At 70.7% G+C, this 12,052-nt stretch carries 12 protein-coding genes; 4 read left to right on the top strand and 8 right to left on the bottom strand.

The window, feature by feature from the left end; genetic code table 11:
* Nucleotides 1-236 precede the first annotated feature (236 nt).
* Nucleotides 237-1,463 (top strand): hypothetical protein, encoded by a 1,227-nt coding sequence (locus tag IE096_RS25985; protein WP_229820616.1) that lies wholly within the window; start codon nucleotides 237-239, stop codon nucleotides 1,461-1,463.
* Between the two features lie 32 nt (nucleotides 1,464-1,495).
* Here IE096_RS25985 and IE096_RS25980 read toward each other — a convergent pair whose 3' ends face one another.
* Together IE096_RS25980 and clpB are read right to left on the bottom strand one after the other, a co-directional pair.
* Nucleotides 1,496-2,029: a YbjN domain-containing protein gene (locus IE096_RS25980; protein ID WP_189455720.1), complete on the bottom strand. Its 534-nt coding sequence runs from the start codon at nucleotides 2,027-2,029 to the stop codon at nucleotides 1,496-1,498.
* Between the two features lie 78 nt (nucleotides 2,030-2,107).
* Nucleotides 2,108-4,768: an ATP-dependent chaperone ClpB gene (clpB, locus tag IE096_RS25975; RefSeq protein WP_189455718.1), complete on the bottom strand. Its 2,661-nt coding sequence runs from the start codon at nucleotides 4,766-4,768 to the stop codon at nucleotides 2,108-2,110.
* A gap of 174 nt (nucleotides 4,769-4,942) precedes the next feature.
* Here clpB and IE096_RS25970 point away from each other — a divergent pair, with 174 nt between their 5' ends.
* Complete coding sequence (locus IE096_RS25970; RefSeq protein WP_189455716.1) at nucleotides 4,943-5,347, top strand: pyridoxamine 5'-phosphate oxidase family protein; 405 nt, start codon at nucleotides 4,943-4,945, stop codon at nucleotides 5,345-5,347.
* 60 nt (nucleotides 5,348-5,407) lie between these two features.
* Entirely contained in the window at nucleotides 5,408-5,929 is a 522-nt protein-coding gene (locus IE096_RS25965; RefSeq protein ID WP_189455714.1) for a putative immunity protein, read from the top strand.
* On the opposite strand, the gene IE096_RS25960 is transcribed toward IE096_RS25965, so the two are convergent.
* Entirely contained in the window at nucleotides 5,926-6,120 is a 195-nt protein-coding gene (locus tag IE096_RS25960; protein WP_189455712.1) for a DUF397 domain-containing protein, read from the bottom strand. The two genes, IE096_RS25965 and IE096_RS25960, sit on opposite strands and share 4 nt — an antisense overlap.
* A 10-nt stretch (nucleotides 6,121-6,130) precedes the next feature.
* Complete coding sequence (locus IE096_RS25955; RefSeq protein ID WP_189455710.1) at nucleotides 6,131-6,982, bottom strand: helix-turn-helix domain-containing protein; 852 nt, start codon at nucleotides 6,980-6,982, stop codon at nucleotides 6,131-6,133.
* A 238-nt stretch (nucleotides 6,983-7,220) separates the two neighbouring features.
* Here IE096_RS25955 and IE096_RS25950 point away from each other — a divergent pair, with 238 nt between their 5' ends.
* Nucleotides 7,221-7,652: an ATP-binding protein gene (locus IE096_RS25950; protein ID WP_189455708.1), complete on the top strand. Its 432-nt coding sequence runs from the start codon at nucleotides 7,221-7,223 to the stop codon at nucleotides 7,650-7,652.
* Nucleotides 7,653-7,708: 56 nt separating this feature from the next.
* On the opposite strand, the gene IE096_RS25945 is transcribed toward IE096_RS25950, so the two are convergent.
* From IE096_RS25945 to dnaK, 4 genes are read right to left on the bottom strand one after another with little or no spacing between them, the layout of a single operon-like run.
* Nucleotides 7,709-8,167, bottom strand: coding sequence for a heat shock protein transcriptional repressor HspR (locus tag IE096_RS25945; protein ID WP_126914928.1), 459 nt, complete (start codon nucleotides 8,165-8,167; stop codon nucleotides 7,709-7,711).
* A gap of 3 nt (nucleotides 8,168-8,170) precedes the next feature.
* Nucleotides 8,171-9,349, bottom strand: coding sequence for a molecular chaperone DnaJ (dnaJ, locus tag IE096_RS25940; RefSeq protein WP_189455706.1), 1,179 nt, complete (start codon nucleotides 9,347-9,349; stop codon nucleotides 8,171-8,173).
* A gap of 33 nt (nucleotides 9,350-9,382) precedes the next feature.
* Nucleotides 9,383-10,036, bottom strand: a complete 654-nt coding sequence (gene grpE / locus IE096_RS25935; RefSeq protein ID WP_189455705.1) for a nucleotide exchange factor GrpE — start codon at nucleotides 10,034-10,036, stop codon at nucleotides 9,383-9,385.
* Complete coding sequence (dnaK, locus tag IE096_RS25930) at nucleotides 10,033-11,889, bottom strand: molecular chaperone DnaK (RefSeq protein WP_189455703.1); 1,857 nt, start codon at nucleotides 11,887-11,889, stop codon at nucleotides 10,033-10,035. The genes grpE and dnaK overlap by 4 nt, the downstream gene beginning before the upstream one ends.
* Between the last annotated feature and the right edge of the window lie 163 nt (nucleotides 11,890-12,052).

The raw sequence follows: 12,052 nt of genomic DNA, 5'->3' as shown, positions 1-12,052 counted from the left end.
CCATCGGGTCATTCCGGTCCGGACGATCGAGATCACGATAGGCGGGGCGCGCGACGCGGCCCAGCACTCGCCACAGGCCCAGCACACCGGGCGGCCCCTCGGCACGCCGACACTCCGGGGTGCGCCCGAGCGGGTGGTAGGCACACCGCTTACGGGCGTTTCCCGGTCGCGCGCGCGAGGACCGCGCCGCATGGTCGGTATGCCTCGACCGTCCCGTCCCGCACCGGAGGTACCCCGTGTCCGCCGGCCCCGCCGTCCACCGCGACGCAGCGCCCGTCCGGGCCCCCGAACCGCGCCGCGCCCGCCAGGGCCGCCGCCGTCCCGGCCGTACCGACCGGATCCGCGCGGCGCTGCGCCGGGCCCTGCCCGCGCTCGGGCTCTACGCCGCCGTCCGGCTGACCGGGATGACGGCGATGGCCGCGTGGGCCTGGTGGATCGGCAAGCACCCGCGCACCCTGCTCGGCCACCTGTGGGACGGCATCTGGTACGCGGGCATCGCCCGCCACGGCTACGGCCTGGTCGTCCCCTCCCCCACCAGCAAGGGCGTCTTCTACAACGACCTCGCCTTCTTCCCCCTCTACCCGGGGCTGGTCCGGGGCGTCGTGACCGTGCTGCCGGTCACCGTCGTCACGGCCGGGCTGCTGGTGGCCTGGGCGGCCGCCGGGGCCGCCGCCTGGGGCGTCTACGCGGTCGGCGAGCGGCTGCACGGCCGCCGCGTGGGGACCGTGCTGGTACTGCTGTGGGGGCTGCTGCCGCACGCGATCGTGCAGACCATGGCGTACACCGAGTCCCTGATGACCGCGCTGGCCGCCTGGTCGCTCTACGCCCTGTACACCCGCCGCTGGCTGTGGGCGGGGGCGCTGGCCCTGCTCGCCGGGCTCTCCCGGCCCAACGCGATCGCCGTGTCCGCGGCGATCGCCGTCGCCGCCGTCGTCGCCCTGCGGCGCGACCCGGGCGCCCGCCGGGACTGGCGGATCTGGGCGGGCACGGCCATGGCGCCGCTGGGCTGGGCGGGCTACGTCGTCTGGGCCGGCTTCCGCTCCGGGGGCGGGCCGCTGGGCTACTTCAAGGTGCAGCGGCTGTGGGGCTCGCGCTTCGACTTCGGGCGCGACGCCTTCCTCTTCACCCGGCACCTGTTCACCGGCCGGGACTCCATGGCGTACTACGTCACCCTGGCGACCCTCGCCGTCGCCCTCGTCGCCCTCGTCTTCCTGGCGCTGGACCGGCCGCCCGCCGCGCTGCTGGCGTACGCGCTGGTGCTGGCCGTCATCGCCGTCGGCGGCTCCAGCTACTACGCGTCCAAGCCGAGGTTCCTGCTGCCGGCCTTTCCGCTGCTGCTGCCGGCCGCCGTGGCGATGGCGAGAGCCCGGCCCCGCACCGTCGTCGTGACGACCGGTGCGCTGGCCGGGCTCTCGTTCCTCTACGGGACCTATCTCCTGACCGTGGCCAGGGTCCCGATGTAGCCGCGCGGTGCGGCGGGTGACAGCGGGGAGGCTCAGGCCTCGTCGTCCGGCTTGTCGTCGCCGTCCTCGATGTCGGCCTCCAGGCCCAGCTGCTCGGCGAGCCACTTGTCGAACTCGATCGAGGCACGCACCCAGCTGACCGTGCTGGAGACGAAGTGCTCCAGCGCCACGCCGACGCCGATCAGCATCTGCGCCTCACCGATCAGACGGACGGTGCCGTCGTCGTGGGTGTGGGTGTAGACCTTGGGCCACAGCGTGCGGCGGTTCCAGTCGTCAATGGCCTCGAGCAGCTTGGGCTTGTCCTCGATGTCGTGCGGACGGTCGTAGAACGTGCGCACGGAGAAGACCTGCTGCTCCTCCTCACCACGGAACATGAAGTACGTGCGGAACTGCTCCCACGGCGCGGCGAGGTCACCCTCGTCGTCCACGACGTACTTCAGCTCCATCTGCTCCAGGAGCTGCTTGACCAGGTCCTGGTCGGGGATGACGGGGCCTGTCGGGCCCGCCTCAGGCTGCGGTTCGGGCTGGCCCCCGAAATTCGGAATCGAGGACGGGTCGATGCTCACCGTTTGCTTCCCTTCGTACGGTCTCCCGCCATCCTCCCCCATCGTGGGCGGGGCCTGGTAGCCCCGCCCCGCCGTATGTCACGGCGTTTTCGCGACCGCCTCTTCCCGAACGGGCGAAACGGTGAGCTCCTCGGCCCCGTCCGCCACGTCGACGCGGACGGTGTCGCCGTCCCGTACGTCCCCGGCGAGGATCGCCCGGGCGAGCCGGTCGCCGATGGCCGTCTGCACCAGCCGGCGCAGCGGGCGGGCGCCGTAGGCCAGGTCGGGCCGGTCCGCGCCCTCGGCGCCGGGGGTGTGGCCGAGCCAGGCGAGCCAGCGCAGGGCGTCGTCGCTGACGTCCAGGGTGAGGCGGCGGTCGGCGAGGCGGCGCTGGAGGTGGCCGATCTGGATGCGGGCGATCCGCTCCAGCTGCTCGGTGCCCAGCGGGTGGAAGACGACGGTGTCGTCGAGACGGTTGAGGAATTCGGGGCGGAAGGAGGCGCGGACGGTCTCCAGCACCTTCTCCTTCTTCTGCTCCTCCTTCAGCAGCGGGTCCATCAGGAAGGCCGAGCCGAGGTTGGAGGTGAGGATGAGGATGGTGTTGCGGAAATCCACCGTTCGGCCCTGGCCGTCGGTGAGCCGGCCGTCGTCGAGGACCTGCAGGAGGATGTCGAAGACCTCGTGGTGGGCCTTCTCCACCTCGTCCAGCAGCACCACCGTGTACGGGCGGCGGCGCACGGCCTCGGTGAGCTGGCCGCCCTCCTCGTAGCCGACGTAGCCGGGGGGCGCGCCGACCAGGCGGGCGACGGAGTGCTTCTCGCCGTACTCGCTCATGTCGATGCGGACCATCGCCCGCTCGTCGTCGAAGAGGAAGTCGGCGAGCGCCTTGGCCAGCTCGGTCTTGCCGACACCGGTGGGGCCGAGGAAGAGGAACGAGCCGGTCGGGCGATCGGGGTCGGCGATCCCGGCGCGCGAGCGGCGCACGGCGTCGGAGACGGCTCGCACGGCCTCGGCCTGGCCGATCAGCCGCTTGCCCAGCTCCTCCTCCATGCGCAGCAGCTTCTGCGTCTCGCCCTCCAGCAGCCGGCCGGCGGGGATGCCGGTCCAGGAGGCGACGACGTCGGCGATGTCGTCCGGGCCGACGTCCTCCTTGACCATGAGGTCCTTGGCGGCGGCCTCCTGCTCGGCCTCCACCTCCGCCTTCGCGGCCTCCTCCAGCTCCCGCTCCACAGCGGGGATCTCCCCGTAGAGCAGCTTGGAAGCGGTGTCGAAATCGCCGTCGCGCTGGGCGCGCTCGGCCTGCACCCGCAGGTCGTCCAGGCGCTCCTTGAGCTCACCGACGCGATTGAGGGACTGCTTCTCCTTCTCCCAGCGGGCGGTCAGGCCGCGCAGCTCCTCCTCCTTGTCGGCCAGATCGCGGCGGAGCTTGGCCAGGCGCTCCTTGCTCGCCTCGTCGGACTCGTTCCGCAGCGCCAGCTCCTCCATCTTCAGCCGGTCGACGGCGCGCTGGAGCTCGTCGATCTCCACCGGCGAGGAGTCGATCTCCATGCGCAGCCGGGACGCGGCCTCGTCGACGAGGTCGATGGCCTTGTCCGGCAGGAAGCGGGAGGTGATGTACCGGTCGGAGAGGGTGGCGGCGGCCACCAGCGCGGAGTCGGCGATCTGCACCTTGTGGTGCGCCTCGTAGCGGCCCTTGAGGCCGCGCAGGATCGCGATGGTGTCCTCGACGGACGGCTCGGCCACCAGCACCTGCTGGAAGCGGCGCTCCAGCGCGGGATCCTTCTCGATCCGCTCCCGGTACTCGTCGAGGGTGGTGGCACCCACCATGCGGAGCTCGCCGCGCGCCAGCATGGGCTTGAGCATGTTGCCCGCGTCCATGGCGGAATCCCCGCCCGCGCCGGCGCCCACGACGGTGTGGAGCTCGTCGATGAAGGTGATGATCTGGCCGTCACTGGCCTTGATCTCCGCCAGAACGGTCTTCAGCCGTTCCTCGAACTCACCCCGGTACTTCGCGCCCGCGACCATCGCGCCCAGGTCGAGCGCGACCAGCCGCTTGTTCTTCAGCGACTCCGGAACGTCACCCTTCACTATCCGCTGCGCGAGCCCCTCGACGACGGCCGTCTTGCCGACGCCGGGCTCACCGATGAGCACGGGGTTGTTCTTCGTCCGCCGCGACAGCACCTGCACCACGCGCCGGATCTCATGATCCCGGCCGATGACGGGGTCGAGCTTGCCGTCACGGGCGGCGGCCGTGAAGTCCGTACCGAACTTCTCCAGCGCCTTGTACGTGCCCTCGGGATCCGGCGTCGTCACCCGGCGCCCGCCCCGGGCCGCCTCGAACGCCTCCAGCAGCTTCTTGGCCGACGCGCCCTGGTCCGCCAGCAGCTCACCCGCACGGCCACCGCGCGCGGCCAGGCCCATCAGCAGGTGCTCGGTCGAGATGTACTCGTCGCCCAGGTCACGGGCGCGCTCGGTGGCGTCCGCGAGGACGGCCATCAGCTCACGGTCCGGCTGCGGCGGCGCCACCGTCGACCCCTGGACGCTCGGCAGCCCCGCCAGCAGCCGCTCCGCCCCGCCGCGCAGCGCGGCCGCGTCCGCGTCGACGGCGGCCAGCAGATCCATCACGTTCTCGTTCTCCCGGCCGGCCAGCAGCGCCAGCAGGAGGTGCGCCGGCGTCATGTCGGCATGCCCGGCCGACACGGCACGGTCACTAGCGGCGCTCAGCGCCTCCCGGCTCTTGTTCGTCAGCTCGGCATCCACGGCGACGGGCTCCTCCTTGTACTCGCGGGTCTTGCCTGAGAGAACGTGCGATAAGTTGAGTCTATTCCACTCAACCCCAAAATGGGAGAGGGTCCCCTCTTGCGAGTGAACCCGCCCGAACCCCCCACCGCCACCGCTACATGGCGGGGCCGGCCCTCGGACTACGCTCCCCCCATGGCCCAGGACCTCCACCACCCCGACCCCGCCTACCTCGCCTTCTGGCGCGAGCGGCACGTCTGCACGCTGACCACGCTGCGGCCCGACGGCTCCCCGCACGTCGTGCCCGTCGGCGTCACGTACGACCCGGACACGCGGATCGCCCGCGTCATCTGCGACAAGAGCAGCCGCAAGGTCGCCAACGTCCAGGCGGCCGGCCCCGAGGGTGCCCGCGTCGCCGTGGCCCAGCACCAGGGCAAGCGCTGGGCCACGCTGGAGGGGCGCGCGGTCGTGCGCACCGAGGTGGATGCCGTCGCCGACGCGGTGCGGCGTTATGCCGAGCGGTACGAGCGGGTGCCGCGCGAGAATCCCGACCGGGTGGTCATCGAGATCGCGGTCACGCGGGCGATGGGCCGGGGGTAGGGGTTCCCCTCCACGTGTGGGCCCCTCTCATGGAGGAACGCGCTGCGGCAGGATGTGCGGGTGACCGAGGTGACCATCAGCGACGAGGGCCGCCGGCTTCTGGGACTCTGGGCCGCCGACTGCGCCGAGCGGGCGCTGCCGCTGTTCGAGGCGACGGCTCCCTCCGACACCCGCCCCCGCGAGGCCCTCGAAGGCATCCGCGCCTACGCGCGCGAAGAGATACGCAAGGGGCCCCTGCGCGCCCTCGCCACCGCCGCGCTCGCCGCAGCGCGGGACGCCGGCGACCCGGCCGCCACGGCCGCGGCCCGCGCCGCGGGCTACGCGGCGGCGGCCCCCTACATCCACGCCCTCGCCTCACCCCACCAGGCGAAACACGCCCTCGCGTCCGCGATGTACGGCGCGCTCGCGCGTGAGCGCGTGGCCGGCGCCGCCGCCGGTGACGAGGAGATCCGCTGGGCGATCGAGCACGCGCCGGATGCGGTTCGCTCGATCGTGCGGCAGATGCCGGTCTTCAGCCCCGGCCGCAGCCGCCTGGACGCGTTCCGCCACGCGCTCGATGCGGCTCTTCGCCACGCGCGCTAGGCGCGGAGCGCCGCCGCTTTTACGGTGCGTATGAGTGCCGCGAACGCGCCGGGTGCGGTCACTATGACCGTGCCGGGTGCGTCGCTCTCGCGGAGGGCGACGGTTTCGTTTGCGGCGGCGCCGACCTCGACGCATTCGTTGTTCGTCGTGGATGCCGAGTAGGAGCTCTTCTGCCAGGAAACTTGCTGCATTTCAGGACCTTTACAAATCACGAGCAATGCGGAGGATGAAGTCCCGCGACTCGGCCGAGGGCAGCGAAGCTCTCTTCACCGCGTCGAGGACGGCTCGGTAGCCGACGAGGTCCTTCTCATCGTGCACGAAGACGCTGCCGTGCACGGTATCGAACTGAGCCGTATCCAGCTGCCGAACCTGCCCTTCCGCGTACAGCATCGGAAACGACGCCTCCGTAAAGCCGTCCCGCTCGAAGGGAATCACTCGCACGGTCACCTCGGGCCGTTCGGACAGCTCAAGCAGCAGGTGGAGCTGCTCGTGCGCCAGCTTGCGGTCACCCACCCTGATGCGCAGCGCTGCTTCGTGAATTACTGCGTCCAGCTTCGGGGGATCGTCACGATCGAAGACCCGCCTGCGGCGCGTCCGGAACTCCACCATGGCGTCGATCTGCCCGGCCGACAGCTCGGGCAGCGTGTTGTTGTACAGGGCCCGTACGTGTCCCTCGCTTTGCAAGAGCCCAGGGATATGGACCACTTGCAGTGACCTCAAGCTGCGCGCATGCCACTCCAACTCAGCGAGGTCCAGGGAAACGAGGGAAGCCGATCCCCGGAACTTCTCCCACCAGCCACGACCTTGTCGCCCCGTCATACCGACGAGGGCATCGATCAGAGCCTGATCCGCACACTCATACTGAGCCGCCAGCTTACGCAGACGCTCCTCGCCGACACCTAGGCGGCCGATCTCGATATGGCTCATCCGCATCGGCGTTACGCCCAGCCGCGCAGCGGCCTCGCGAGCTGTAAGACCCGCGCGCTCGCGCATCTTGCGCAACTCGGCACCGAGCCGCGCCTGTCGCGCGGTGGGGTTGTTCCTGGGCGGCATGAGGCCAGTCTCCCTGCGGTCAGCACGTGCGGACGCCACGATGCCACGCCGTGCCCCGATGGGGCGAACCTCACCGAATCGATTGCATGGGGGATACCTAGCCCCCTACGTTGAGTCGCGCGCCGCTCACGCAGCGGCAAAACCGGCCGCCCCCGGAAGCGCACCGCCATGCCCGCATGGGCAAACGCGGCATCGACACCGGCGGCTCGGCCGCCAACACCCCACCGCAGGAGGCGACATGCTGCCGCAATCCGCACCCTTCGAGTACCGGCTCCTCATCCCCCACGACGCCCGCGCCGTACAGGTCGCCCGCGCGTCCATCCGGGCCGCGCTCACCGCGCACGGCATCCGTGAACTGACCGGTCGCGCCGAGCTGTTGGCGGGCGAGATGCTGACGAACTCCATCGTCCACACCGCCGGCACCGCCGAGCTGACGCTCGCCTGGTCGCAGTGGGAGAGCCTCCGGCTGGCCGTGCGGGACAACGGTGCCCGGACACCGACGATCCGCACGACGACGCGGCCGTTCGACAGTGACGGGCGTGGCCTCCGCGTCCTTCAGACGCTCGCCGACCGGTGGGGTTACACCCCGCTGCACCGCGATCTGTACGGCGAGGAGTCCAAGACCGTCTGGTGCGAGATCAGCCGGCGCGTGCCCGCCGCGTGGGCCTGAAACGGCACGGGGCCGCCACCCGTCTCCGGATGGCGGCCCCGCCGTGAACACACGGCTCAGTGTTTCTTCTGCTCCCGCTTCGGGCGCCAGACGACGAGCGCGCTCGTCTGCTGGACGTCCTGGTACGGGACCAGATCCCGGCGGTACGACGCGTGGACCTGCGCCTCCCGCTGCTGCATCGCCGCGGCCGCGCCGTCCACGACGGACTGGAGCTCGGCGACGCGGGCGCTCAGCGCAGCGACCTGGTTCTCCAGCTCGATGATGCGCTTGATGCCCGCGAGGTTGATGCCCTCGTCCTGGCTCAGCTGCTGTACCTGGCGCAGGAGTTCGATGTCGCGCGCCGAGTAGCGGCGGCCGCGCCCGGCCGTGCGGTCGGGGGAGACCAGGCCGAGGCGGTCGTACTGCCGCAGGGTCTGCGGGTGGAGACCCGACAGCTGGGCCGCCACGGAGATGACATAGACCGGCGACTCATCAGTGAGCTCGTACGGATGGCGTCGGCGGCCGATTCCTTCCATGGGTCACGCTCCCTTCGCGGCCTGGAAGAGCTCCTCGCGCGGGTCATCGTCCGCTGTGGCCTCGCGGTAGGTCTCCAGGGCTTCCCGGGCCTTGTCGCTCAGTTGGGTGGGGACGGCGACGTCGACGGTGACCAGGAGGTCGCCGCGGGTGCCGTCCTTGCGGACCGCGCCCTTGCCACGGGCGCGCATCGTCCGGCCGTTGGGCGTGCCGGCGGGCAGCTTGAGGGTGACGGGCGGGCCGCCGAGGGTGGGGACCCGGACCTCGCCGCCGAGGGCCGCCTCCGTGAAGGTGACGGGCACGGTGACGGTGAGGTTGTCGCCCTTGCGCCCGAAGACCGGGTGGGTGCCGACGTGGACGACCACATAGAGGTCGCCGTTGGGGCCGCCGCGCTCGCCCGGGGCGCCCTTGCCGCGCAGGCGGATCCGCTGGCCGTCGGAGACCCCGGCGGGGATGCGGACCTGCATGGTGCGGGAGGACTTGGCCCGGCCGCTGCCGTGGCAGACGTCGCAGGGGTTCTCGGGGATGAGCCCGCGGCCCTTGCAGTCCGGGCAGGGGTCGGTCAGCGAGAAGCCGCCGCCCGAGCCGCGCGACACCTGGCCGGTGCCGACACACGTCGGGCAGACCCTGGGCGTACCGTTTTTGTCGCCCGTGCCGGAGCACGCCTTGCACGCCGCCGAGGAGGACATCCGCAGCGGGACGGTGGCGCCTTCGACCGCCTCGGTGAAGTTGAGCGAGACCTCGGACTCGATGTCCTGGCCGCGCCGGGGCTGGGTGCGGGCGCTGCCGCCACCGCCCCGGTTGAAGAGGCCGCCGAAGACGTCGCCGAGCCCGCCACCGCCGAAGCCGCCGGCTCCGGCGCCGCCCTGGGCGCCCCCGAAGAGGTCGCCCAGGTCGAAGTTGAACGAGCCGCCGCCACCCGGCCCGGCACGGAAGCCTCCGTTGCCGAACAGGGCGCGGGCCTCGTCGTACTCCTTGCGACGCTTGGGGTCGGCAAGGACGTCATTCGCCTCGGAGATCTCCTTGAAGCGCTCCTCGGCCGAGGCGTCGCCCTTGTTGGCGTCCGGATGGAACTCGCGGGCGAGCTTCCGGTACGCCTTCTTGATCTCCGCCTCGGTGGCGTCCTTGGAGACGCCGAGGACCTTGTAGAGGTCCTTTTCCAGCAAGTCCCTGCTGAGGCTCATCCCCGGCGCCCCTCCTTCCCGTCACTCATCGCGTCAGCCCTCTTCCGGGCCACCGCTCTCCTCGTCGGACGACTCTTCGGCCTTGGGGCCGGCGCCCGGCTGCGGCTCGGCCACCGCGACGCGCGCGGGGCGGATGGTCCGCTCGCCGATCCGATACCCCGGCTGCAGGATCTGCACGCACGTGGTCTCGGTGACGTCGGGCGCGTAGCTGTGCATCAGCGCCTCGTGCACCAGCGGGTCGAAGGGCTCGCCCTCCTTGCCGAACTGCTGGAGGCCCATCTTGGCGACGACCGTCTCCAGCGACTCGGCGACGGACTTGAAGCCGCCGACCAGCTCACCGTGGTCGCGGGCGCGACCGATGTCGTCGAGGGTGGGGAGGAGCTCGGACAGGAGGTTCGCCACGGCGACCTCCTTGACCGCGACCCGGTCCCGCTCCACCCGGCGACGGTAGTTCTGGTACTCGGCCTGGAGCCGCTGGAGGTCCGCGGTCCGCTCGCCCAGCGCGGCCTGCGCCTGGTCCAGCTGTGCCTGGAGGCCAACCTCGACGAGTTCCTCGCCGGCGGCCGGGCCGGCCGGGGCCGCCTTGTCGGCGGACCCGGCAGCCTTCGCCGCGTCGTCGGGGGTCGTGGCGTCGGAGGTGCCTTCAGGCTTCTCGTTCTCCTCGAAGCCCGGGGTCTCCTCCGTCACGCCGACGCACCGCCCTTCGGCTTCTCGTCGTCGACGATCTCGGCGTCGACGACGTCGTCCTCGGCCTTGGCCTGCTGACCGCCGGCGGCACCCGCGGCGCCCGCGGCACCGGCCGCGCCCTGGGCGTCGGCGTACATGGCCTGGCCCAGCTTCTGGCTGACCGCGGCGACCTTCTCGGCGGCGGTGCGGATCTCGGCCGTGTCCTCGCCCTTGAGCTTCTCCTTCAGCTCGGCGACGGCGGTCTCGACCTCGGTCTTCACCTCGGCGGGAACCTTGTCCTCGTTGTCCTTGAGGAACTTCTCCGTCTGGTAGACGAGCTGCTCGCCCTGGTTACGGGACTCGGCGGCCTCGCGGCGCTTGTGGTCCTCCTCCGCGTACTTCTCGGCCTCTTCGCGCATGCGGTTGACCTCGTCCTTCGGCAGCGAGGAGCCGCCGGTGACGGTCATCTTCTGCTCCTTGCCCGTGCCCAGGTCCTTGGCGGTCACGTGCATGATGCCGTTGGCGTCGATGTCGAAGGCGACCTCGATCTGCGGGACGCCGCGCGGGGCCGGCGGCAGGCCCGTCAGCTCGAACATGCCGAGCTTCTTGTTGTACGCCGCGATCTCGCGCTCGCCCTGGTAGACCTGGATCTGCACGGACGGCTGGTTGTCCTCGGCCGTCGTGAAGATCTCGGAGCGCTTGGTCGGGATCGTGGTGTTGCGCTCGATCAGCTTGGTCATGATGCCGCCCTTGGTCTCGATACCGAGGGACAGCGGGGTCACGTCGAGGAGCAGGACGTCCTTGACCTCACCCTTGAGCACACCGGCCTGCAGGGCGGCGCCGATGGCGACGACCTCGTCCGGGTTGACGCCCTTGTTGGCCTCCTGGCCGCCGGTCAGCTCCTTGACGAGCTCGGCGACGGCGGGCATACGGGTGGAACCGCCGACCAGGACCACGTGGTCGATCTCGGACAGGGCGATGCCCGCGTCCTTGATGACGTTGTGGAACGGGGTCTTGCAGCGCTCCAGCAGGTCCGCGGTCAGCTGCTGGAACTGGGCGCGGGTGAGCTTCTCGTCCAGGTGGAGCGGGCCCTCGGCGGAGGCCGTGATGTAGGGCAGGTTGATCGAGGTCTCGGTGGACGAGGACAGCTCGATCTTCGCCTTCTCAGCGGCCTCGCGGAGGCGCTGGAGGGCCATCTTGTCCTTGGACAGGTCGACGCCGTGGCCGTTGGCGAACTGCTTGACCAGGTAGTCGACGACGCGCTGGTCCCAGTCGTCACCACCGAGGTGGTTGTCGCCGTTGGTGGCCTTGACCTCGACGACGCCGTCGCCGATCTCCAGCAGCGAGACGTCGAAGGTGCCGCCACCGAGGTCGAAGACCAGGATGGTCTGGTCGTCCTTGTCGAGGCCGTAGGCCAGGGCGGCCGCGGTGGGCTCGTTGACGATGCGCAGGACGTTCAGGCCCGCGATCTCGCCGGCCTCCTTGGTGGCCTGACGCTCGGAGTCGTTGAAGTACGCCGGAACAGTGATGACCGCGTCGGTGACCTTCTCGCCCAGGTAGGCCTCGGCGTCGCGCTTCAGCTTCTGCAGGATGAAGGCGCTCATCTGCTGCGGGTTGAAGGTCTTGCCGTCGATCTCGATCTTCCAGTCAGTGCCCATGTGGCGCTTGACGGAGCGGATCGTCCGGTCGACGTTGGTGACGGCCTGGCGCTTGGCGACCTCGCCGACCAGCACCTCACCGTTCTTCGCGAAGGCGACGACGGACGGCGTGGTCCTGGCGCCCTCGGCGTTGGTGATGACGGTGGGCTCACCGCCCTCGAGAACACTGACGACGGAGTTCGTCGTACCCAGGTCGATGCCGACCGCACGTGCCATGTCGATTCCTCCAGCTGACTTGAGTGGAACAGACTCAAGGGTGCAACAGGGAGGCAAACCTGTCAACAGACCTGAGTCAACCCCGCTCAGCTTTTATGTCGGGCTTACAGTCACCCAGGGGTGCTAGGGCGCTGCGAAGGGTCGCCTGCGCGACGCAGATCAC

Source organism: Streptomyces abikoensis, assembly GCF_014648775.1.
GTDB classification, from domain to species: domain Bacteria; phylum Actinomycetota; class Actinomycetes; order Streptomycetales; family Streptomycetaceae; genus Streptomyces; species Streptomyces abikoensis.
Note: the sequence above shows the minus strand (reverse complement) of the source record. Positions and strands in the feature narration are given on the sequence as shown.